At 42.8% G+C, this 23,089-nt stretch carries 24 protein-coding genes; 10 read left to right on the top strand and 14 right to left on the bottom strand.

Annotated elements, in window-relative coordinates; all coding sequences use genetic code 11:
* Window positions 1–191 precede the first annotated feature (191 nt).
* Together CD004_RS04665 and CD004_RS04660 are read left to right on the top strand one after the other, a co-directional pair.
* On the top strand, window positions 192–836 hold the full coding sequence (locus tag CD004_RS04665) for a DUF3939 domain-containing protein (RefSeq protein ID WP_102261696.1): 645 nt from the start codon (window positions 192–194) through the stop codon (window positions 834–836).
* Window positions 837–920: 84 nt separating this feature from the next.
* Window positions 921–1,211: an ArsR/SmtB family transcription factor gene (locus CD004_RS04660; RefSeq protein ID WP_102264994.1), complete on the top strand. Its 291-nt coding sequence runs from the start codon at window positions 921–923 to the stop codon at window positions 1,209–1,211.
* Between the two features lie 63 nt (window positions 1,212–1,274).
* Here CD004_RS04660 and CD004_RS04655 read toward each other — a convergent pair whose 3' ends face one another.
* The 3 genes from CD004_RS04655 to CD004_RS04645 form a co-directional block, all read right to left on the bottom strand.
* The gene (locus CD004_RS04655; RefSeq protein ID WP_102261695.1) at window positions 1,275–2,204 is read right to left on the bottom strand and encodes a cation diffusion facilitator family transporter; all 930 of its coding nucleotides are present in this window, start codon (window positions 2,202–2,204) and stop codon (window positions 1,275–1,277) included.
* Between the two features lie 359 nt (window positions 2,205–2,563).
* Window positions 2,564–3,976 (bottom strand): SpoVR family protein, encoded by a 1,413-nt coding sequence (locus CD004_RS04650; protein ID WP_102261694.1) that lies wholly within the window; start codon window positions 3,974–3,976, stop codon window positions 2,564–2,566.
* Window positions 3,977–4,044: 68 nt separating this feature from the next.
* Window positions 4,045–4,368, bottom strand: a complete 324-nt coding sequence (locus CD004_RS04645; RefSeq protein WP_102261693.1) for a DUF3889 domain-containing protein — start codon at window positions 4,366–4,368, stop codon at window positions 4,045–4,047.
* Window positions 4,369–4,549: 181 nt separating this feature from the next.
* Between CD004_RS04645 and CD004_RS04640 the strand changes: the two genes are divergently transcribed.
* Window positions 4,550–4,804, top strand: coding sequence for a YhdB family protein (locus CD004_RS04640; RefSeq protein ID WP_102261692.1), 255 nt, complete (start codon window positions 4,550–4,552; stop codon window positions 4,802–4,804).
* Between the two features lie 102 nt (window positions 4,805–4,906).
* Here the strand turns inward: CD004_RS04640 and CD004_RS04635 are convergent, their stop codons facing one another.
* Both CD004_RS04635 and CD004_RS04630 read right to left on the bottom strand, forming a co-directional pair.
* Window positions 4,907–5,566: a response regulator gene (locus CD004_RS04635; protein ID WP_102261691.1), complete on the bottom strand. Its 660-nt coding sequence runs from the start codon at window positions 5,564–5,566 to the stop codon at window positions 4,907–4,909.
* A 20-nt stretch (window positions 5,567–5,586) separates the two neighbouring features.
* On the bottom strand, window positions 5,587–6,705 hold the full coding sequence (locus CD004_RS04630; RefSeq protein WP_102261690.1) for a GAF domain-containing sensor histidine kinase: 1,119 nt from the start codon (window positions 6,703–6,705) through the stop codon (window positions 5,587–5,589).
* A 167-nt stretch (window positions 6,706–6,872) separates the two neighbouring features.
* On the opposite strand from CD004_RS04630, the gene CD004_RS04625 reads away from it, so the two are divergent.
* Window positions 6,873–7,079 carry a hypothetical protein gene (locus CD004_RS04625; protein WP_102261689.1) on the top strand — a complete coding sequence of 69 codons (207 nt, stop codon included), beginning with the start codon at window positions 6,873–6,875 and terminating at the stop codon, window positions 7,077–7,079.
* Window positions 7,080–7,277: 198 nt separating this feature from the next.
* Here CD004_RS04625 and CD004_RS04620 read toward each other — a convergent pair whose 3' ends face one another.
* From CD004_RS04620 to CD004_RS04610, 3 genes are all read right to left on the bottom strand, one after another.
* Window positions 7,278–8,000, bottom strand: a complete 723-nt coding sequence (locus CD004_RS04620) for an SDR family oxidoreductase (protein ID WP_102261688.1) — start codon at window positions 7,998–8,000, stop codon at window positions 7,278–7,280.
* A 37-nt stretch (window positions 8,001–8,037) separates the two neighbouring features.
* Window positions 8,038–9,783 (bottom strand): phospho-sugar mutase, encoded by a 1,746-nt coding sequence (locus CD004_RS04615; RefSeq protein ID WP_102261687.1) that lies wholly within the window; start codon window positions 9,781–9,783, stop codon window positions 8,038–8,040.
* Window positions 9,784–10,219: 436 nt separating this feature from the next.
* Window positions 10,220–11,758 (bottom strand): bifunctional GNAT family N-acetyltransferase/carbon-nitrogen hydrolase family protein, encoded by a 1,539-nt coding sequence (locus CD004_RS04610; RefSeq protein WP_102261686.1) that lies wholly within the window; start codon window positions 11,756–11,758, stop codon window positions 10,220–10,222.
* 273 nt (window positions 11,759–12,031) lie between these two features.
* On the opposite strand from CD004_RS04610, the gene CD004_RS04605 reads away from it, so the two are divergent.
* Both CD004_RS04605 and CD004_RS04600 read left to right on the top strand, forming a co-directional pair.
* Window positions 12,032–12,469, top strand: a complete 438-nt coding sequence (locus CD004_RS04605; protein WP_102261685.1) for a disulfide oxidoreductase — start codon at window positions 12,032–12,034, stop codon at window positions 12,467–12,469.
* 1 nt (window position 12,470) lies between these two features.
* Window positions 12,471–12,941, top strand: coding sequence for a thioredoxin family protein (locus CD004_RS04600; protein WP_102261684.1), 471 nt, complete (start codon window positions 12,471–12,473; stop codon window positions 12,939–12,941).
* 62 nt (window positions 12,942–13,003) lie between these two features.
* On the opposite strand, the gene CD004_RS04595 is transcribed toward CD004_RS04600, so the two are convergent.
* Window positions 13,004–13,402 (bottom strand): YhcU family protein, encoded by a 399-nt coding sequence (locus CD004_RS04595; protein ID WP_102261683.1) that lies wholly within the window; start codon window positions 13,400–13,402, stop codon window positions 13,004–13,006.
* A 192-nt stretch (window positions 13,403–13,594) separates the two neighbouring features.
* Between CD004_RS04595 and CD004_RS04590 the strand changes: the two genes are divergently transcribed.
* Window positions 13,595–14,515, top strand: a complete 921-nt coding sequence (locus CD004_RS04590) for an RluA family pseudouridine synthase (RefSeq protein WP_102261682.1) — start codon at window positions 13,595–13,597, stop codon at window positions 14,513–14,515.
* Between the two features lie 68 nt (window positions 14,516–14,583).
* Here CD004_RS04590 and CD004_RS04585 read toward each other — a convergent pair whose 3' ends face one another.
* The 4 genes from CD004_RS04585 to CD004_RS04570 form a co-directional block, all read right to left on the bottom strand.
* Window positions 14,584–14,838 (bottom strand): GlsB/YeaQ/YmgE family stress response membrane protein, encoded by a 255-nt coding sequence (locus CD004_RS04585; RefSeq protein WP_180321290.1) that lies wholly within the window; start codon window positions 14,836–14,838, stop codon window positions 14,584–14,586.
* Window positions 14,839–15,287: 449 nt separating this feature from the next.
* Window positions 15,288–16,070: an aldo/keto reductase gene (locus CD004_RS04580; protein WP_102264993.1), complete on the bottom strand. Its 783-nt coding sequence runs from the start codon at window positions 16,068–16,070 to the stop codon at window positions 15,288–15,290.
* Between the two features lie 303 nt (window positions 16,071–16,373).
* Window positions 16,374–16,757, bottom strand: coding sequence for a DUF302 domain-containing protein (locus CD004_RS04575; RefSeq protein WP_102261680.1), 384 nt, complete (start codon window positions 16,755–16,757; stop codon window positions 16,374–16,376).
* Between the two features lie 168 nt (window positions 16,758–16,925).
* Window positions 16,926–17,108, bottom strand: coding sequence for an H-type small acid-soluble spore protein (locus CD004_RS04570; RefSeq protein WP_102261679.1), 183 nt, complete (start codon window positions 17,106–17,108; stop codon window positions 16,926–16,928).
* A gap of 152 nt (window positions 17,109–17,260) precedes the next feature.
* Between CD004_RS04570 and CD004_RS04565 the strand changes: the two genes are divergently transcribed.
* The 3 genes from CD004_RS04565 (at window position 17,261) to CD004_RS04555 (ending at window position 21,490) form a co-directional block, all read left to right on the top strand.
* Window positions 17,261–19,108: a dihydroorotate dehydrogenase gene (locus CD004_RS04565; RefSeq protein ID WP_102261678.1), complete on the top strand. Its 1,848-nt coding sequence runs from the start codon at window positions 17,261–17,263 to the stop codon at window positions 19,106–19,108.
* A gap of 248 nt (window positions 19,109–19,356) precedes the next feature.
* Window positions 19,357–20,658: an NCS2 family permease gene (locus CD004_RS04560; RefSeq protein WP_041968111.1), complete on the top strand. Its 1,302-nt coding sequence runs from the start codon at window positions 19,357–19,359 to the stop codon at window positions 20,656–20,658.
* 256 nt (window positions 20,659–20,914) lie between these two features.
* The gene (locus tag CD004_RS04555; RefSeq protein WP_102261677.1) at window positions 20,915–21,490 is read left to right on the top strand and encodes a YitT family protein; all 576 of its coding nucleotides are present in this window, start codon (window positions 20,915–20,917) and stop codon (window positions 21,488–21,490) included.
* 62 nt (window positions 21,491–21,552) lie between these two features.
* On the opposite strand, the gene CD004_RS04550 is transcribed toward CD004_RS04555, so the two are convergent.
* Complete coding sequence (locus tag CD004_RS04550) at window positions 21,553–22,905, bottom strand: L-cystine transporter (RefSeq protein ID WP_264190877.1); 1,353 nt, start codon at window positions 22,903–22,905, stop codon at window positions 21,553–21,555.
* Window positions 22,906–23,089: the final 184 nt, after the last annotated feature.

The raw sequence follows: 23,089 nt of genomic DNA, 5'->3' as shown, positions 1-23,089 counted from the left end.
TTTCTGTAATCCCTCTCCGGTTCCTGCTTCACTCACCACGTTGGGCCATTCTCAAAATATACAGACTCTTACTTTTATATCGGCAATACCACAGAATCCTTAACCTCAATCCGCTTTTATGGCTTTACACATATGTTATTTGATGATAGTAAAATAAGGGTACTTCCTGCCCTGGAAAGGAGGAGATTAGGATGGATAGAAGAAATATCAAAAATACCTTCCCACGAACACCTGGCATAAGAGTCGCAGCTGCCTTAATATGGCCAATCATCGGTTATCTGATTGACCTTGTGTTCGTTTTATTCCCATACGGAACGGTTTTAGGTTCCATTGGAGGCTTGGGCCTATATTTTCTTTTAGCTAACAGGTCTAATGAAATACCAATGGATCCCCCAAAGGGTTGGCCAATCATAGAGACTAGTGTTGAGGAGATAAAAAAAGCAGTACGCATCTATTCGGAACAGCTGCCGAAAGGCGTCTACCGCACAATTCTCGTTAAAGAAGATAACAGCATTGATGTTGAGCAAATTGCCCCAATCCTTAAAGGAATTCCATCACGAAACTTTTACATGTCAAAGGAAACATATGATATTTTCGATGAAGACGAAAAATATCTCGCACTAACGATTGATAAAGTCCAGAAGGCAGTAGACCTCTATGTTAGGGAGCATAATGAATACCCTATGCTGTCTTATGATCCATTGAAAAGGGTGAACTATTATCAGCTTTTGAAGGCTCATTGCCTGGACACTCAACCAGAGATTGAACTCTATATCACCAATTACGATGGTCTGGTAACCCATAAAAAACCAAAGCAGAACAGTACTGGAAACTAAATAACTGTGTAAAAGAAAAGAAAAAGTTATAATAAAAACAGGAGGCTGATTAACTTGGAAGATAATAAAAATAACTCTCCTGTAATGGACCTTGATGAGGAAACCTTATTCATCGTTTCACAGACCTTCAAAGCACTTTCAGATCCGACACGGCTCAGGATTCTCCACCTTCTGTTCCAGGGGGAACATTCGGTTAATGAAATAGCGGAGAAGCTCTCATTGTTGCAATCAACCGTTTCACACCAATTGCGCTTTCTAAAAAACCTCAGGCTCGTCAAATTCAGGAGAGAGGGTACATCACTTTATTACACGCATGACGACGAACACGTCATTGACCTATTAAAGCAAAGCATAGAACATGCCAGCCATCATTGATGACATCGCTCATCAAAATTGGCTGGCATGTTTTTTAAGACTTAAATTCGACACTGGTATTCATCAATTGCAAGGTCCATGCGCACATGGGCACCCATGCTCTTCCCCTTCTACCTGAAGGGTACTATGGTCAATGCCAAAGCGGTCGTGCAACAGTCTTTGTGCTTTGTGAAGTACTCGGTCATGTGCTCCTTCCCCTTCGACGGCAATATGCCCGCTTAGCATTAAGACACCTGAAGTAATCGACCAAACGTGGACATCATGCACATCTTTCACTTCGGGAATCCTCATTATTTCTTCTTTCACTTCATCCAAGTCAATCTGCTCAGGCGTGCCTTCCATCAAAACATGGAAGCTCTCCTTCGTCACTCTCCAGCCGCTGATGATAATCAGAATCGCAACTGCGACGCTTGCGATGGGATCTGCAATTCCCCAGTCAAAAAAGTATATCAGCAATGCAGCTGTTATTGCCCCAACCGATCCAAGCATATCTCCCAGTACGTGAAGAAAAGCGCTTCTTACATTCAAGTTCTCATCTTTGTCTCCACTCATCAATATCCATGCTGCGATGATATTGACAATTAACCCAATAACAGAAATCGTCAGCATTCCCATGCTTTGTACTTCGGGAGGATCTGTAAACCGATGGTATGCTTCTACAAATATATAAATCGAAATGATAATTAACGTAAGGCCGTTTAACGCCGCTGCGATGATTTCAAAACGTTTGTAGCCATACGTCTTTGATTGTGTAGCCTTTCTTTCACCAAGCTTGATGGCGAATAAGCTCAACCCAAGTGCAGCCGCATCACTCAGCATATGGCCTGCGTCTGAAAGCAGTGCAAGACTGTTTGTGAGTACCCCGCCAATCACCTCTACAACCATGAAAGTGGCGATTAAAAGAAAAGCCCAGAATAATGCCTTTTTGTTGTTTGTATGACTGTGGCTATGACCGTGGCCATGGCCGTGGCCGTGCGAATGATTATGACCCATATGTGTTCCCCTCCTATTCTAATATATGAATATATGTTCATATATATAATTATGACTCATTTGCAAAATTGGTTCAATATAAAGCTTGTCTTTAATTTAAATACCTTATTATTATGGTTTTTACACCAGAAAAGCGTAAGAGCCTTGATCAGCCCCGATAAGTGCTGGAGGGCCTGACAGTGAAGTCGTTCTTTGACTTCATTGGCAGGACCGAAACGTCTCGAGGAGTTATGAGCCGAAGCTAGACAAGCGACTCGAGGGGCTAGGCGCTGCAGCTGGACCATTTTCGAGGTGAGAACTTTATACTTTCCTATAATAAAAAAATTAAACCGCTGAAAATCAGCGGTTTTGTGTTTTCCTTATAAATACTTGCGATGGATTCCTTTCCCATCATAGGTGTACAGCATCGTCCTGTTCTCTACGATCGTCTCGATATGGCATTTCCTGCCCCAAAGCTGATGGACATACGGCAGTACTTTTTCCAGGTATTTAATGTCCAGCTCGATGCCCTCAAACCCGTGAGTTATATACAACTCCCCATTCTTCAAGTAATCGCCGTCCGTAACGGTCAAATATGGGAATCCGCCATTGACTCTCATGCTGACAAGCTGGTCACGGACTTGTTCCCACGCTTTATCAACGACTTTGTATTCCCGCCCCTGCTTTTGGAAAAGATACATATCTTCACGCATGACTAAATCCTTAGTTAAGTAATTGCGTAAAAATGAAATATCTGATTCGATTTCACGAACTTCAAACATCTTTTCCCGGCCTGACCCTGGTTTTACTCCACGACGTTTCATTTCTTCAGTCGGGTTATTATAACGTTCTTCGATATCTTCAAAAATTTTGATTCCTAAATAATATGGATTGATTCCCGTTTTGGATGGCTGAACGACCCCGGCATTCAATTTTGCAAACTCGATTGATTCGCCGCTCGTCAGGTCCATCTCCCTAAGAATCCGCTGGTGCCAGTAAGAGGCCCAGCCTTCATTCATGATTTTTGTCTCAAGCTGCGGCCAAAAATAAAGCATTTCCTCCCGCATCATGGTCAGTATATCCCGCTGCCAATCCTCCAGCTCCCGGCTATAACTTTCAATGAACAATAATAAATCTTTCTCAGGGCGGGGCGGAAATTTCTTTTTCTTATTAATATCTTTTGACTCTGTCTTTTTGGAATCAAGGTTCCAAAGATCATCGTATGGAGTTGCTGCTGACATTGGTTCTTCTTCCTCGGTCTCGTCTTCCATTGACCACGCAAGCTTCGGTCTCATCAACGAAGGGTCGATATGCTCTTCAATTGCTAATACCGCATCAAGGAATGATTCAACCTGTTGTTTTCCATGCTGGATTTCATATTTGCGGATTCTCTCTGCCGTTGCTGCCATGCTCTCGACCATATCACGCTTGGTATTTTGGAATCGAACATTATTTTTAAAGAAATCACAGTGAGCAAGGACATGGGCAACAATTAACTTGTTCTGAATCAGCGAATTTGAATCCAACAAGAAGGCATAACAAGGATTTGAATTGATAACCAGTTCATATATTTTTGAAAGACCTAAATCGTAGTGAAGCTTCATTTTATGAAATTGCTTCCCAAAGCTCCAATGGGAAAATCTCGTAGGCATTCCATATGCACCAAATGTATAGATGATTTCTGCTGGACATATTTCATACCTCATCGGATAAAAGTCCAGCCCAAAACCTTTAGCGATTTCGGTAATTTCAGAAATGGCATATTCCAGTGACTTTTGATCTTCCGACACCATCTCTCCCCCTTTCACCTCTTACAACAATGTATGAGAAAAAAAGGAGAAAGATGAACAGGTTAAAAACTTTACTGCTGTGGTTGTTCGGTAACTGTAAGGCTCAGCAGCCTGTCATTTTTCAAATCATGTGTAATTTGCACAGTCATGATAACCGGTTTTCCATTCACACTGACTTTGTACTGGAATGAATCAAGCACCTGGCGATCATCTATTTGCTTCCGGCCCATATACTTATAATCTTGTATGGCTTCACCAGGAAAATCCTCTTTAATCACTGCAGTAGCGATCCTTCCATACTTTTCGTAATCAGGCCTTTGCGCACTAATATCTACCTTTAAAATTCCAAGTAACAAGAACAACAATACCACCATAGCGACAAAATACTTTTTCATAATACGCTCCTTTTTGACTGTTTTGTTTCTTCAATAAGTAGTGACCTCAAGTTCATTGGAATGCCCAATTATACAGGTAAAACTTGAAAACCCCTGTAAACAAGTTCGTCCAACATTTTCTGAGGAAGTTCCTGCGGCAATTCCATATAATATTATCAACTCCTCATAAGGAGGATTGGATATGACTAAAACGGATTACGATCGTGCTTTATATTACACGCACCGGTCCCAATGGGATAACTTGCTCATCCTTATGGTCAGGACAGAAGACCAGTTCCTGGCCAAGAAGATTGAACATTTTCTCCACGCTTACAACTTTGAAAAAGATTATGCTGTCATTGAAAAACGCCTGTATTCCCTGCTAAGATATATCGACCACGCAAATGAAGCCGCCGGCGATGACTACCTGGAAACCGCTGTAACCGGCTCGATTTAACAAGAGAATTCCACCAAAAAAATAACACGGCCACCTATATTAAGGTGCCGTGTTTATTGATTATTATGCTGATTCCCATTGTTAATTAATGGTTGATCTAACTCAAGCAGAGGGCGGTTCCTGGTCAACGAGGCGATTCCTGACAGCATATAGCGCTGCCTGAGTCCGATCTGCCAATTCCAATTTTGCCAGGATATTGGACACATGCGTTTTGACTGTTTTTTCCGTAATATACAATGATGCTGCAATCTCTTTATTGCTTTTGCCGCTGGCGATTTCTTTCAGCACCTCCAGCTCACGCCTTGTAAGCTCATCAAGAAGTTTCTTTTCATGGCGGCTATTGCCGGATAGATGCTTTAAAACGAGTGATGTTGCTTTTGGATGCAGCTGATTTTCACCATCCATGATCCTGAATATTGCTTTTACCAGTTCATCTGGCTGGATATCTTTAAGCTGATAGCCAGATGCACCTGCCTCGATGGCTGGAATCACATGTTCCTGATCTGCAAAGCTGGTCAGCATCATGATATTAATAAATGGGTTCTCTGCCTTAATGATCTTCGTTGCCTCAATCCCGTTCATAACCGGCATGATTAAATCCATTAAAATAATGTCCGGTTTCAATGTCCTCGCAAGCTCAACAGCTTCCTTTCCATTCCCTGCTTCCCCGACAATCTCTATCTGTTCCTGTGTCCTAAGGAAAAAAACCAACCCTCTTCTTACGACATGGTGGTCATCCGCAATCAAGATTTTTATTGCCATCCCCCTTTACCCCCTTTGAGTTATATCGGGATCCTTACAGTAATCACTGTTCCTTCACCAGGTTTACTGAGAATTTGAAGCTTCCCCCCGAGCGAGAAAGCCCTCATTTGCATGCTTTTCAAACCTAGTGATGGAAGTTCCTTTTCTGGATTAAAATTAAAGCCTGTTCCATCATCCTGAATCGTCATTTCTGCTAGTCCACTGGATGTATCCAGTGTTAAGTGAACAAGTTCGGCCAAAGAATGTTTTTTGCAGTTGGCAAGCGCTTCCTGACCGATTCTCCAAAGAGCTTCTTCCACTTTCCCTGGAAGGCTTGAAACACCAATTACATTGGTTTCAAGTGGCAAGTCCAGCATCTCCGCATAACCCGACAGCGCGCAGATGATCCCGTTCTCAAGACCACGGGGGCGCAATTGCCAGATCAGTGCCCTCATCTCTCCTTGAGCTTCCTGCGCCAAATCCTGTATATAAGAAAAAGTTTCTTTCAGTTCAGGAGTATTCGCCATTTCTGTGCCCGCCCTTGCCGTCAAACTCAGTGAAAAAAGGAGCTGGTTCACTGAATCATGCAAATCCCTTGCCAGGCGGTTCCGCTCAGCTGCCAGCGCGAGTTCCTGCTCCTGCTGGGCAAGCCTTATCCTTTTAATTGCCGTCCCAATCTGGAATGCAATTGCCTCAAGCAAGGCGAGTTCATCTTTTTTGAAGTGGGTTTTATGTGGTGAGCCTACATTCATTACTCCGAACTTTTCATCTCCCGCTCTTAACGGAACAGTCGCATGGTGAGTCAAACCATTCGTTTCGCCACTTTTATTATTTATTGCATCCTCGAGTCTTTTACATTCAAAGATATTCGTCGCTGTATTTAATCTTCCATCATTATATCGGTCGACACACCAGCAGCCTCCCTCGCACATTGGAGCGAAATTGTCCATGGATAATGCAGGCGGCAACTCAACCTTTGCAGCCAGCTGGTAGTCGCCGTGGGTGTCAATCAGAAAGATCCAGCCTGTCTCAAGTCCTGTTATATGCAGCAGCCTTCTCAATACCTCTGCCAGAACAGTATTAAGCTCTGTGCCCTCGTTCAATAGCTCAGCTATTTCCTTTAAAATCCCGACATCTGAATTCGCTTTATCCCCGGTCATCCAATCCCCCCATTTCATATATTATATCTCTAATCGGAAAATTCCGCTTTTGAAAAAAGTCTGATTTCCCTCTCATTCAAAAGTCGTAGTTCTCCACTTGGTGTCTCTTATAGAACAAAAAGCGCAAGCGCCTCGTTCAGCCCCGACAAGCGCTGGAGGGCCGACCGGTGAAGTCGTTCTTTGACTTCATTGGGCGGACCAAAACCGAAAAGTATAGCCGACTGTCCAGAAACGCAGAAACTGGAGACTCCGCCAAAGAAGCGCTTTTTGCTTCTGCCGGCGGAGTTGAAGTTTCGGAGTTTCTAGGAGGCGACACTAGACAAATCGAAAAGCGGAGGCGACTGCCCAGCTCCGACAAGCGTTGGAGGGCCTGACAGTGAAGTCGCTCTTTGACTTCATTGGCAGGACCGAAACGTCTTGAGGAGTTAGGAGCCGCAACTAGACAAGCGACTCGAGGGGCTAGGCGCTGGAGCTGGATTAAGATAACCCCTATAGTTATCCACAACGAATTTATTTTATGATTTCCTAAGCAAAAAAAAATCCGAAGAGGGAATTCCTCTTCGGACTCTGCATTAAGCAATCGGGTAATTCTGGACAAGCGGGTGGATGACGATTTCATCAATCAGCATATGTTTAGGAGCAGATGCCATATAGACAACTGCGTTCGCGATGTCCTCTACTTTAAGCCAATCATGTTTTTCTGGCAGACCCTGTTCTGAGTCTGCGAAATATGTGTCAACCATTCCTGGATTAATGGTACCAACACGGATTCCGTATTCCCTGACTTCCTGCGCAAGTGCCCCGCTGAAGCCTTGGACAGCGTACTTCGAAGCAGTATAAGCGCTTCCGTTTGGTATCGTGTATCTGCCAACATCAGAGGATATAGTGATAATCGTGCCTGATTTACGCTCCTTCATATGAGACAGCACGGCTTTCGCACCAAGGAATACCCCCTGGACATTCACTTCAAATAGCTTTTTCCATTCCTCAACCGTCACTTCCTCGGCCAGTTTGAAAAAACCGATTCCGGCATTATTGACAAGTACATCAACCTGACCGAATGCTTCAACCGTTTTTTCAACGAGGTTTTTCACCTGCTGCTCATCGCTGACATCAGTCTGGACCGCAATGACATCAGAAAAACCCTTCTGTTTCAACTCTTCCGCAGTTTTGTTGATTTCATCAGAGCTTCCTGCAACCGCAAGTTTCATTCCCTGTTCAGCCAATTTCACGGCGATTTCCTTGCCGATTCCTCTCGATGCACCTGTGACGATTGCGACTTGTTCTTTTAACAATGTGATTACTTCCTTTCAGCTGTTTATCTTAGTTGATTTACAGGCTCTTTGCTGCATCCATTTTCTTTTCAACTACCTCCATGAAATCCTGTTCGACTTTTTGGAGTTTCTGCTTGCTTTCAGCCAGGCTCTTGTCGTTCACACCAAAATAAAACTTGATCTTTGGCTCAGTCCCAGATGGGCGAAGGCACATCCATGTGCCATCCTCAAGATAATATTTGATGACGTTTGAAGAAGGAAGCTGTATTTTTTCTTCCTCGTTGTTTTCATTCACTCTTACACTTGTTAGATAATCTTCCACTGCCGTTACTTTCAATTCACCAAGTTGCTTAAGCGGCTCCTTGCGGAAGACTCCAAGTGTCTTCTGAATTAATTCCGCACCCTCTTTTCCTTTTAAAGTAAGGGAACGAAGTCCTTCCTGGTAGTAACCATACTCTTCAAATACACTAAGAAGCGCTTCGTACAAAGACATGCCCTTCTTTTTATAATATGCGCTAACCTCGACAGCTAGCATTGCCGCCTGGACTGCATCTTTATCCCGGGCAAAGTCGCCGATTAAGTATCCATAGCTTTCTTCATAGCCAAACAGGAATTTATATTCTCCTGAGTCTTCATATTGTTTAATTTTTTCAGCTATAAACTTGAATCCAGTCAGTACATCGATTGTATCGACTCCGAATGACGAAGCGATTTTGCGGCCAAGTTCGGATGTAACGATTGTTTTGAACACTGCTCCATTGGCTGGTAAAGTTTCTTTCTCCTGCTTTTGCGTCAGAATATAATGCAGCAGCAACGCTCCCGTCTGGTTTCCTGTCAGGACAACATACTCCCCATCTGGATCTTTAACAGCGATACCAAGACGGTCAGCGTCCGGATCTGTTGCGATCAACACATCCGCATCGATTTTCTTTCCTTCACGAATTGCCAGCTCAAATGCAGCATGCTCTTCTGGATTCGGGCTTTTTACGGTAGAAAACTCAGGATCAGGAAGCTCCTGTTCCTTTACTACTTTGACATTCTGGTATTTCAGGTTTGTCAGGATATCGCGGACCGGTCTATTGGCAGTACCATGCAAAGGTGTGAATACCACTTTTACATCGGCTTCATCTGCCAGCGTCGGATTTTCAGATATCGTCATCAGTTTCTCAAGATAAGCGCGGTCCACTTCAGAACCAATCATCTTGATCAAGCCTTTTTCCTTCAACTCTTGCTCGTCCATTACCTCGATTGATAGCTCATTCTCGATTTCGTTCACCTTCGAAATCACTTCATCTGCGCTATCTGGAGGCAGCTGGCCGCCATCAGGACCATATACTTTATAGCCATTATATTCAGGTGGGTTATGGCTGGCAGTAATGACGATTCCAGAATAAGCATGCAGGTGACGCACCGCGAATGACAGCTCCGGCGTAGGTCGCAGTTCTTCAAAAACATATGTCTGGATACCGCGTGTTGCCAATGTCTTTGCGGCTTCCATGGCAAATTCAGGTGATTTATGGCGGGAATCATAAGCGATCGCTACACCACGCTGCTTCGCTTCATTCCCTTGTTCTTCTATGTATGCTGCCAGGCCGGCTGATGCCTTGCGTACAGTATATAAGTTCATCCGATTGGTTCCAGCGCCAATCTCTCCGCGCATGCCACCAGTCCCGAATTCCAGGTTTTTATAAAAAACTTCCTCTAAATGCTTCTCGTCTTCTTTAAATGAGTCAAGCTCAGTTTTAAGCTCCGGGTCCAATCCCGTAAAACCAAGCCATTTCTCGGCTTTCTTTTTCCAATCCATCAAATGACCTCCAGTAAATAAGATTTGAATCTTACAGCTAATTATAAAACAAGATAGAGTCGGATTGATAACTTTTGTAATTTGTTTTTATATCATTTCAGTGATTTGTGAATTTACGTCCCATATTGGTGACCTCTTTTTCTTGTTTCTGGGATTTTAGGGCTCCAATGGGCTCTATTGGTGACCTCTTTTTCCGTTTTCCAGGATTTTAGGGCTCCAATGGGCTCTATTGGTGACCTCTTTTTCTGGTTTCTGAGATTTTAGGACACCAACCGCCTTTATTAGTGACCTCTTTCAACGGTTGATGGGATTTCCTGTTTGCAAGTTAGAAGTCGAAATGATTAACGAGTAGGCTCTCTGCCAATTCCAATTCCACTGAAAAACACCCGGGGAATCCAGCTCTCTTTATCCCCAGGTGCTGCAAATTATCCTGCTTCTACTTCTTATATTGAATCCGATAAATATCGTGCCTGCGGTCTTTCAGCTGGCGGACTGTGCCGTCCTGGCGCTGGCGGCGCAGGATTTCGAGGTCGACATCACCGATCATGACCATTTCGATATTCGGGTTCGTTTCACCGACAATCCCATCCCTTGCGAATTCGAAATCAGATGGTGCGAATATCCCGGACTGGGCATATTGGATATCCATATTTTCTGTTTGCGGCAGGTTGCCGACTGTACCAGAAATAACGGTGTATACCTGGTTCTCGACCGCTCTTGCCTGTGCGCAGTAACGGACCCGCAAGTATCCCTGGCGATCCTCCGTGCAAAACGGGGTGAAAATGATTTTGGCTCCCATATCAGTGGCAATCCTCGCAAGCTCTGGGAATTCGATATCATAACAAATTTGAATCGCGATTTTGCCGCAGTCTGTATCGAATACCTTTAATTCGTCGCCGCGGCTGATACCCCACCATCTGCGCTCATTTGGCGTAATATGAAGCTTGTATTGTTTGTCGATTGTGCCGTCCCGACGGAAAAGGTAAGAAATATTATAAATCTCATCATCTTCTTCTTTTACCAGATGCGAGCCGCCAATGATGTTGACATTGTATCGGACTGCCAAATCGGTGAAAAGTTCAATGTATTGCTCTGTGTATTCAGTCACTTTGCGCACAGCGAGAGAAGGTGATTTCTCATCCATGAAGGACATAAGCTGTGTTGTGAAGATTTCAGGGAATACCGCAAAATCTGAGCCAGCATCCGCAGCAACATCCGTAAAATATTCAACCTGACGTGCCAAATCTTCAAATGACTTGATTTTTCTCATCATATACTGGACAACGCAAATCCGGACTGGGTTGCTGGTTTTATAGAATCTCTTCGATTTTGGCTGGTAGTCAACATTGTTCCATTCCATTAATGTCGCGTACTTATTGGACTGGAGGTCATCCGGCAAATAATTAGGATTGATCCTCATCAGCGTGAAGTCATTCCTCAGCTGGAATGAGAGTACCGGGTCATAGATTTTATGCGATGCGACCTGCCGTACATATTCACGAGGTGACATTTCTTCCGCGTGTAAATGGTAATTCGGGATCCTGCCGCCGATGATGATACTTTTCAGGTTCATTTGCCTTGCAAGATCCTTCCTTGCTTCATACAAACGGTAGCCAACCTTCATTCTCCTGAATTCAGGATGAGTCATGACTTCAATTCCATATAAGTTATACCCCTCTGGATTATGGTTCGTAATGTAGCCTTCGTCTGTGACGTCGTCCCAGCTGTGGCGGTCATCGTATTCATCAAAGTTTATTATCAGACTTGAGCAGGAACCAACTACTTTTCCATCATATTCTGCAACAAATTGGCCTTCCGGAAAGATTTCAAGATGGCTCTCCAGCTGATCGCGTTTCCACGGGTTCATTCCCGGAAAGCAACTGTTCTGCATTTTGATGATTTCATCGATATCCTCTTGCTTCGTGTTGCGGATAATCATTCTTTTTTCAAATTTGGACAAATCCAATTCACTCATATAATCCTGCATCCTTTCAATAAGAAAAATTTGCTTATTTTAATTACTTCTTATGTAAAAAACGAACAACTTCAAAAAACATCATTATATCCCTTTACCCTAAATCGATCGGTTATAACTCTTTGATTAGCTTCTCCTTTTATATTGGGAAAAATTATTTCACATAATGTTAATTGAAATATTTTATTACATTCCTTAAGATGTAATGAGAGATAAGTGTTTCTTTTATATAAAATGTTTAAATAGAGATTACATAGCTTAGGGGAGATTAGCTTGAAAGAGACGAAAAAAGATTCCAGGGAGTCGTTTTTATTTGCGGCCTGGGCTACATCGATCATCGCCATGTTCGGCAGTTTGTATTTCTCGGAAATCCGCCAGTATGAGCCTTGTCTGCTATGCTGGTATCAGCGCATCCTGATGTATCCTTTTGCCTTGATACTGGGGATTGCTGTTGTCAAAAAAGATTATAAGATTTCCTTTTATACCATGATTATGGCAGCTGTCGGCGGATTGATATCACTGTATCATTATTCATTGCAAAAGGTGCCATTCATGGCTGACAATGCTGATACTTGCGGGAGAGTACCTTGTACAGGCCAATATATCAATTGGTTTGGTTTTATCTCAATCCCATTCCTGGCTTTAACTGCATTTATCATTATTTTTTCTTTAAGCCTGATGATCTGGAAGAAATCTAAGGAGGAAGCGTAAATTGAAAAAGATCATTGTTTTTCTATTAATTATCATTGGATTATTCGCAGCATTATTTTTTCTAAATAAAGCGCAAAATGAGGAAAAAGCTGAAGGAAATCCTTACGGGAAGGACACTCTTCATCCTGAAACCGTCAAACAGCTGGATGATCCGAACTATCAAAATATCATCCTGCCTGAAGAGCTGGATAAAAAAATTGAAAACGGTGAGGATGTTACCGTGTATTTCCACAGTCCAACCTGCCCTCACTGCGTTCGTACCACTCCTATTGTTGCACCTCTAGCAAAGGATATGGGTGTTGATCTTGTTCAATATAACCTTTTAGAGTTTGAACAAGGCTGGAAGGATTATGGTATCGAATCGACACCTACAATTATACAGTACAAGGACGGAAAAGAAGTCAACAGAGTTGTTGGCTACCAGGAAGAAGCGACTTTCGAAACTTGGTTCAATGAGAATACCTTAAAATAACGTCAAAACGCCTGCGATTCGCAGGCGTTTTCATTTAGATTTGCTTATAATGTTTCTCGCTCTTAAAGCAACAGTCTATTGGCGGCTTTCGTATAGGTACTGATATAATCTAGATGGACATGCTTGGAGTCAGAAAACTGACTGTAATTAAATGGGAAACAGATTCCGTAATCTGTCAATGTCTGTACATTTTTTCGGAACATCGACTGATATTTTTCAGGAATATGGCCAGACTCCAAAATAGAGATCAATGTCTGCATGCTTGTGATTACCTGGAAAGCATCACCAAGTGTACTGAATCTCTCGAACTGCTCGGGTCTTGTATGTAATACTTCAAGCCTTTCAAATTCATGAATGTCTTCATCGGAAAAGTACAATGGAAAAATATCAGTATAAAAATACCTTGCCAGTTCTACTACTTTCTCTTCTTGTCCGGGAGTAGACGCAAAAACAATTTTCAATGATCGACCCACCTTTTTTAACCCTTTGTAATCTATTCGTAATATATATACCTAGAATAACATATCCATTCCATTTTTCTGGGTGGTAATTATGACCATGCATGCGGTAAAAGTTGACAGATTCCTAATAAATACAAGCAAGTTTATATAAGAATTTTTCATAAATCTAAATTACCAAGTCAGGAGACAATTATGATTCACACGAACAAAAAAGGCGAATGGTTTGAACTGGTCATTCCCGCTGAATGGGAAAGGCTCACTCTTGAAACACTTTTCAAGGACTTTTGGAAAGCTCCGAAAAAATTGGTCCATCATATAAGGATGGACAAGAACGTGCTGATTAACGGAAATGTTCCTGATTGGACACTCCCGCTCAAAAAGAACGACCGCTTAAGCATGAAGCTTTTTACTGAAGAAGAGGTTACCGTCATCCCTGAATACCTGAATGTTGATATAATCTATGAGGATGACCATCTCATCATATTCAATAAGCCTGCCGGAATGGATACTCATCCAAACGAGAGCGGCCAGGGTGGCACTCTGGCGAACGAAGCTGCTTACCATATGCAGTCCAATGGAGAGATTACCCGCCCCCGTCATATACATAGGCTCGACCGGGAGACGACGGGTGCAGTGCTATTTGCCAAAAACCCCCTTATCACAGCTATTCTCGATAAAATGCTTGAGGAACGTGCCATTAAAAGGACATATTTGGCTTTGGCTGACGGGATCATCAGACAGAAAAAAGGAACTATCAATAAACCAATAGGCCGTGACCGTCATCATCCAACAAGAAGAAGAGTTTCGGAAACAGGCCAGCAGGCCAGCACCCACTTTAAAGTACTAGATCAAATGAAACAGAAAGACCTGACCCTTGTCCAATGCATACTGGATACCGGCAGGACCCATCAAATCCGGGTACATTTCAGCGCGATTGGACATCCGCTGGCAGGTGACAGCCTCTACGGCGGAAGCGATACATTTCACAGGCAAGCGCTGCATGCGGTAAAAATGGAATTCACCCATCCGTTTACACAGGAAAAAATAATATGCCACGCACCTTTTATCGACCAATCACCGATATTTATTAATATTGATCCATATGAGATTTAAAATTTTTCAGCCTAGCCTTTAAATCCACAAAAAAAAATCCTTCCGAAGCCGGAAGGATTTTTTCTCTATTAGTCAGCTTTACGCATGCTCTTCATTACAAGGCTGACGATGAATACTAATGCAATCGCACCAATCAATGCCGGGACAATCGCAAAGTCAGCAACTACTGGTCCCCAATCTCCTAAGATTGCTTGTCCAATCCAAGCACCTACGAAACCAGCGATGATGTTACCGATAATTCCACCAGGAATATCTCTACCTAAAATTAATCCTGCTAACCACCCAATAATACCACCAATAATTAATGCCCAAAGAAAACTCATCATAATGTTATTCCTCCTTAAAAATGTAGATGTATTTTACAAGTAGTAATAGTGCTAAGGGGTTTTACACCCTATTAAAGAGTTCAAACTGCAGTGATGTAAAATTAGCTATGCTGATTTTCATTGCTTCCCGGGAGCTAAACAGCTTGCTCTAACCTTATATTACCTCAATTTCCATGGTGTTAAACCAAGGGGTTCTGCAGTCTAACAAGCAGTGCTCTAAGATGTTGAATCATGTTGCTTTCTGCTTGTACACCTACATTACCACCCATAGATTATTTTAAAACCTTCAAAGTGATATTTTAGTTTTCAACATTTATCACGCAGTATTCTCTTTCTTTTAATGTATCCATTTCGCAAAATAAAAAACGGACTGATTTATATTCAGTCCGTCATTGTGAAAAATTTTCATTTAAAAAGCTTCCATAAACAGATATATATTCCCTGCATCAAAATTCAATATGGTCAGGATCGGCCCCAAAACGCTGGTCCTTATTAAGTCCATTCATCTCTTCAAGCTCTTTTTGATTTAGCTGAAAATCAAATATATCTGCGTTTTCTTTTAATCTTGACGGTGTGACTGATTTAGGAATTGGGATGATTTGATTCTGCAGGTGCCATCTTAAAATGACCTGTGCAGGGGTCTTGCCGTGCTGTGCAGCAATCTTACCAATCACAGGTTCCTCAAGGAATCTCCCTCTGGATAGTGGCGACCACGCTTCTACTTTGATTTCATTTTGCTGACAGAAGTCCCTCAGTTCAACCTGGGACAACAACGGATGAAGTTCTACCTGATTGATAACCGGTTTTTCAGCAGCATGGCTCAGAAGGTCTTGCAAATGATGTATTTTAAAATTGCTGACACCTATCGCCTTCACCCTGCCTTGGCGATACAATTCTTCAAGAGCGCGCCACGTTTCTAAGTATTTTCCTTTTACAGGCCAATGGACGAGATATAGATCCAGATAATCCAGCCCTAATCTCTCCATGCTGTCATCGAAGGCCTTAAAAGTATTTTCATATCCCTGCTCCGAATTCCAGACCTTCGTTGTGATAAACAACTCGTCCCTTGGGATCCCGCTGTTTCGGATGCCCTGACCAACACCCTCTTCATTCTGGTAAAAAGAAGCTGTATCTATGAGCCGGTAGCCAAGGTCAAGCGCAGTATGAATCGTTTTTTCGATTTGTCCACCTTCCTCGACTTTATATACACCAAGGCCAAAAGCCGGCATTTTCACTCCATTATGTAATTTAATCGTCTCAACAATGCTCACCGTGAATTCTCCTCCTTATTTACTCCATTCTATTCCTCTATAAACTCGAATACAAATCAAAACGGCTGCCAATCTGACAGCCGCCAAATCTATATAAACGGCTCATCGGCCGAAATTTTTCGTTTTAATTAATCTTTAAGTTCCCGGCAAAAATTTGTCCTAAACAGCAGGACAATACAATTTTCAAAAATGGGCTTATCTTTATTATTTTTTTACGTAAAAAAGCCCGGGACAGACTCCCGGACTTCATGTTGTTTAAAATTATTTAATTTTGTCAATTGCACCAATCAGCCTTTTTTCGATGTCTGCCGCAATGGCCTGCAGGTCATCATTCTCCACAAATTTAATCAGTTCCGTCGGCTTTGGCATGCCGACCTTGGTCGTACCATTATCTTTATATACTACAATTTTGCAAGGGAGAAAATAGCTCACGATAGGATTCTTTTCAAGTACTCTCTTTGCTTCATGCGGATTGCACACTTCAAGGATGATATAGTCACCGTCAAGCTCCACACCTTTACCAGCTAATGTTTCCTTCATATTCAGAGACCAAAGGACACCAAATTTCTCATCTTTCAAGCTTGCTTCGAGTGCTGATACTGCTTCATTCATTGACTTGTCCACTTCAATTGTATGATGGAACATGTTCATCTCTCCTTTCGAATTTAACAACTACCTCATATTTGCAGTGGATAAACCACTATAGGTATTGTAAATATTGTGCCATAGGAAAAAACCGCCGTACACTATTTTGCATTCCGGCGGTAAAATTGGGCTTATAAGATGGTTCTCCACCTTATTCTTAGTCGCTGCTTAAGACCTTTCCTGCAGCTCAGAAATCTCAACAGTTGTCCTTTCTTCCAATGGCCCGCGCAGATGGACAGTGGCAGTGCGTCCGTCTTCGTTTAAATGGTCAATCCACACGGATGCACCGTTATAAGTGACATCTATTTCTGCAGACGATGATAGTATTTGTCTTATACGATTCAAATCCATATTCTTACCTCCGCAATCAAATTTTCTCCACTATTTTAGCTAGAAGCATTTCTTTTTATTCGCTTTGGAGAATTATATATGCCTGATTGCCACAGAAAGGTGGAAGTTTACGTTAAAATAAGAAAAAAACCATAAAATTTCAGGAGGCCATTATGCCTGATTGGTCATATCACCCATTATTCAAACCATGGCTGTCCATTTTGCCCGGGAATGCAGGACGGGAATTTATCCACCGCGGAATGTCCACCATCGCAAAGGTTCCAGGGGGCAGATCCTTCATCGAGTTTCTTGGACATATGTCTCCCTCGGAGAAATTGCACCGCAATCTGTTTGGTCTTCATTTCAATAGCCCGGTTGGGTTAAGCGGGAAGATTGACCCGCAATTATCCGGAATTGAAGCCTTCCCGAATCTTGGCTTTGGTGCAATTGAAGTTGGTCCCATTGCAAAATTTCCGAGAAAGCCCAGAACAGCAGCATCTCTTTCAAAAACAAATGATGCCTTGATCCTGCCTGAATTTGCCGAAACGATTGGACTAATCGCCACGAAAAACAAACTAACAATATCACGGGCAGTGCCGATCCTGATTCGGCTAGAAGAACCACTAATCATTGCTGAGCATTTAAAAGATGCTGGAGATGTCTTCATAATTGAAATTGATTCAATTGAAAGCATCGATGATCTCACTCATATAAAAACGGTTCTAGAAGACAAGCCTATCCTTTTAGCTATTAGGCATTCTTCTGCTGCTGACAGTCTTTTGAAGCTTAAATCAGCCAGTCATATTGTGGATGGAATCATGATTGAAGAAGACCGTATTTTAACAGACAGTAAACAGGTTTTGTCACTTCAGCAAACAGAAGGAATGATACATGCTCTGAACATTATAAAAAATGAATTCGATATACCTGTCGTTACCTCTGGAGGCGTTGCTGAACCCTCCGATGCCCTCGCCCTTATAAAGGCAGGTGCTGAACTGGTCTTTTTATCCGGGGGATATGTGGCATCAGGACCGGGTTTGCCAAAAAGGATAAATGAAGCGCTTCTTGACGAACTAGGAGACGGGAGGAAAGAGCTTCCTGGCTGGATCTGGTATTGGCTGTTCGGACTTTTCATCCTGCTTGGAGGTGCCTTGGTCTTATTCTTCAGTTTCACGAAGGTCATCCTCTTCTATGATGAAGCATTCATGCAAATGACCAGGCTGGAATTGATGGCGTACAATCCCAATCTTTATAAATTCATGTCGCATGACAGGATGACACTTGCAGGTACGATGATTTCCGGAGGCATTATCTATATGCAGCTTGCGCGCCATGGCATTCGCTATGGAATCCATTGGGCAAAAAGAGCTTTTGATATCGGGGCGATTACAGGATTCCTAGGAATCATGCTTTTTCTTGGATTCGGTTATTTCGACTGGCTGCACGGTTTATTCTGGCTCACACTGCTTCCTTTTTACATTAAGGGCTACAAAAAAACAAGCTCAGCAAATCAATCGCCTTCATCAAAAAACCGCACAAACCATTTAGCCTGGAAAAAAGCAATATATGGCCAGCTATTGTTTGTCATCCTCGGGTTTTCCTTTGTTCTGGGCGGGTTTGTCATATCGACAATTGGTACGACATATGTGTTTGTTGATACCGACCTAAAATATATCTGCATGACACCAGATCAGTTGAATGCGCTGAACGAAAAACTGATCCCAGTCATTGCGCATGACCGTGCGGGCTTTGGCAGCGCACTCTTCAGTGTTGGTTTGCTTGTACTAACACTGTCGCTGTGGGGATTCCATGAAGGATCTGCCTGGGTTTGGAGAACATTCTTAATAGGAGGAATTCCCGCTTTTACAGCAGGAATTTTCACGCATCTTTATATAGGTTACATTGATTTTATCCACCTGCTGCCAGCCTATTTCGCACTCGCACTTTACCTTGGAGGCTTGTTCCTGACGAGAGATTATTTTAAAAAAGATGATTCTAGAGGCTGCAGCCAAAACCTGTAAATGGTTTCTTGTCTGCAGTCTTTTTTCATCTCTGCCAGATGAGGGATATCTTTACCCGAGTACGCGACCCTTTGTTAATAGATCCTCTCGCATTGAGGAACAATATAACTCTTATGTTATTTACCTTTAAATAATAATTCTCTGATCTAAATAATATGATTTTCTTTATTTTCCCCCTTGTAAAATATCCTAAAAACGAATATTATATTATTTGTGTTTAAAAATCGTTCGTATTTCTGGAGGAACTCATGTTTAAATTAAAAGAGAACAACACGAATGTAAAAACAGAAATGATGGCCGGTATTACGACCTTTTTCACAATGGTTTATATCGTAGTCGTCAATCCTATCATCCTGGCTGATGCCGGCGTTCCATTTGAGCAAGTTTTTACAGCGACAATCATTGCCGCAGTCATCGGTACGCTGTGGATGGCCTTATTTGCTAATTATCCAATCGCAATCGCTCCTGGAATGGGGCTTAACGCTTACTTTGCCTACTCTGTGGTTGGCAACAACCAGAACATTTCATATGAGACAGCCTTCGCTGCTGTATTTATCGCGGGATTAATATTTGTCATCCTGTCCCTGACTCCATTCCGTGAGAAGTTGATTGAAGCAATTCCAGCCAACTTAAAGCACGGAATCACCGCAGGTATTGGACTTTTCATTGCATTTATCGGTTTGCGACTTACAGGAATCATTACCGACCACCCATCGAACCTGGTAGGACTTGGGGACCTGCATTCCCCATCTGCAGTGCTGGCGTTGATTGGTCTTGCAGTCACGCTTGTCTTAATGGTGCTTAAGGTGAATGGAGCATTGTTCCTGGGAATGGTCGTCACTGCATTGATCGCCTTCTTCACAGGCCAATTGGACTTCAAAGAAGGATTCATGTCAATGCCATCACTTCCTGAAGGCATGATTGTCCTCAATCCATGGACAGCATTGATGGATGTCGTACAAAACAGCTTATACGCAGTTGTCTTTTCTTTTATCCTTGTAACAATCTTTGATACTACGGGTACAATGATCGGTGTAGCCCACCAGGCAGGCTTGATGAAAGGAAATTCAATGCCGCGTGCAAGAGAAGCATTGCTGTCTGACTCGATCGCAACTGCCGCCGGTGCTATGTTCGGAACGAGTCCGACGACAGCTTACATTGAATCATCTTCAGGTGTGGCTGCAGGAGGACGTACCGGTCTTACTTCGCTAACCGTAGCCGGTCTTTTTATCGCAGCTGCTTTCTTCGGACCGCTTGTGAGCGCGGTTTCTGGTTTATCAGCTATTACTGCTCCAGCTTTGATTATTGTCGGAAGCCTGATGATGGGCAGTATTTCACAAATCAGCTGGGACGAGCTTGACGAAGCATTCCCTGCTTTCCTGATCATCTTGAGCATGCCGCTTACTTCAAGCATCGCAACCGGCATCGCGCTTGGATTCATTTCCTACCCTTTACTGAAAGTAGTGAAAGGGCAATGGCGTGATGTTCATCCGCTACTTTACGTTTTTGCGGTGCTGTTCTTTTACCAGCTTGCATTCCTGCCTCACTAATGAAAAGCGCAAGCGCCTTGGTCAGCCCCGACAAGCGCTGGAGGGCCTGACAGTGAAGTCGTTCTTTGACTTCATTGGCAGGATCGAAGCGACTCGAGGGGCTAGGCGCTGGAGCTAGACACTAATCTAAGTTCAAAAGTGACACTTAAAGTAAGACCGGAACCTGCCGTTTGGAAGGTTCTTTTTTTATGTCATGTTCTAACACTTGTCTTTTTACATAGAAATAATTGGAGAAGGACAAGGCTGGTGATAATGAATGACTGGGAAAGTTCTTGCTGTACTTGTAGGAAGTATATTGCTTGGAGTAGGAGTGAATGGGTTTCTCGTCCCACACCATCTCCTGGACGGCGGCATGATCGGCATTGGGTTGATCATTCATTATTTTTATGGATTTCCTACAGGCCTTACAATGATCCTCCTGAGTATCCCTCTTTACGTATTGGCTTGGATATTGGAACGGAAATACTTTTTTCATAGCTTGAATGGATTGTTGGTATCAAGCTTTTTCATTGATCTGTTCGCACCCGTTGAAAAAGGAATCCACCTGGGCATCGTCCCAAGCGCAATCCTGGGAGGTATATTGGTCGGCTGCGGAATTGGTTTGATGCTCCGCTATGAAACAAGCACTGGCGGGACGGATTTATTAGCCCAATTGGTTCATAAATTTTTTCCCGTTAATGTCGGAATCTTGATTTTCCTAATAGATGGAATAGTAGTTTTGTCGGGGTTGAAGATAATTGGAATGGAAAAATTCATGTATTCGCTGCTTACGATTACATGTGTGGGATTGATGACCTCATTGTGTGTGATAAAAAGAGAGACTGTTCATTGATTCTTTCTAAAAAAAATCAGAAAGCCAGCCAAGGTTCTCTCTTGGCTGGCTTCTTAGCAATTTTAAGCTTCTGCTTCGATTTTTTGATTCATATCCGTATAGACAACAGGATCTATTTCTTTGGTGATCTTGCTTGTCAAAATACCGGATGTCATTGCACCGCTGACATTTACTGCTGTGCGTCCCATATCAATCAATGGTTCGATTGAAATGAGCAAGCCGGCAAGGGCAACTGGCATGTTCAATGCTGAAAGCACGAGTAACGCTGCAAATGTTGCACCGCCTCCGACTCCGGCAACGCCGAAGGAACTGATGGCTACAATCGCTATCACTGTTGCGATGAAGGAAGGTGTTAATGGATCAACACCTACAGTCGGCGCAATCATGACTGCAAGCATTGCTGGATAAATCCCCGCACAGCCATTTTGTCCGATTGATAATCCGAAGGAACCAGCAAAGTTCGCAATCCCCTCAGGAACTCCAAGCGAGCGCTGTGTTTTGATATTCAATGGCAATGCCCCGGCACTCGTTCTGGAAGTGAAGGCAAACGCGAGAACAGGGAATGCTTTTTTAATATATGTGATTGGATTCAAACCAGCAATCGTCAATAATAATAAGTGGATGATGAACATAACAGCAAGAGCTACATATGATGCAGCTACGAATTTACCCAATTTCAGGATTGCATCAAAATCGCTTAATGCAACTGTCTTTGTCATGATGGCAAGAACACCATATGGAGTCAGGCGCAAGATCAGCGTGACTACTCTCATGATGACCGCATAGAAAGCATCAACAATTTTGGCAAAAAGCTCTGCCTGTTCAGGAGACTTCCTCCTGACTCCGAGAAAGGCGATTCCTAAGAATGCCGCAAATATTACGACAGAAATTGTAGACGTCGGGCGTGCACCCGTAAAGTCAAGAAATGGGTTAGCAGGCAATAGATCAAGAATTTGCTGCGGCATCGTACGCCCTTCAATTCCCCCATAGGTTTCCTCAAGCTTCTCAGCACGTGCTTGCTCCGCCTCACCCTGTGTGATTTGTACAGCCTCAAGGTCGAAACCAACAGCAGTAGCGATACCAACCGCAGCGGCAACAGCTGTTGTGCCAACCAGCAAGCCTAGAATCAGTGTACTGATTTTACCGATGTTATTCGTCAGCTTCAGCTTCGTGAAAGCAGCTAAAATCGATATAAATACTAGCGGCATAACGATCATTTGCAGGAACTTTACATAACCGCTTCCCACAATCGAGAACCAGTCAGTACTCTCCGTAATGACCTCAGAACCCGCTCCGTAAATGAATTGCAATGCAAAACCGAATACAATACCGATTCCCAGCGCAATGAATACTCGTTTAGAAAATGAAACATGCTTCTTTTGCATGTAAAAAAGAACAGCAATGATGCCTAGCATAACTGCAATATTTAAAATAACAAGTCCAGTGGTCACTGTCTTTCCCCCCTAATTTATCATTCTCGAATAATATAATACATGTATTCTGATAAGTCAACTCGGAATTGAAATGATAACCCTCCCTTATGAAAGATTTATATATTATAATTTATGTACTTCAGTATGGTTCCATGTCATTTTAAAA

It is taken from the genome of Mesobacillus jeotgali, assembly GCF_002874535.1.
GTDB lineage: Bacteria > Bacillota > Bacilli > Bacillales > Cytobacillaceae > Mesobacillus > Mesobacillus jeotgali.
This window is presented reverse-complemented; position numbering and strand designations above follow the sequence as displayed.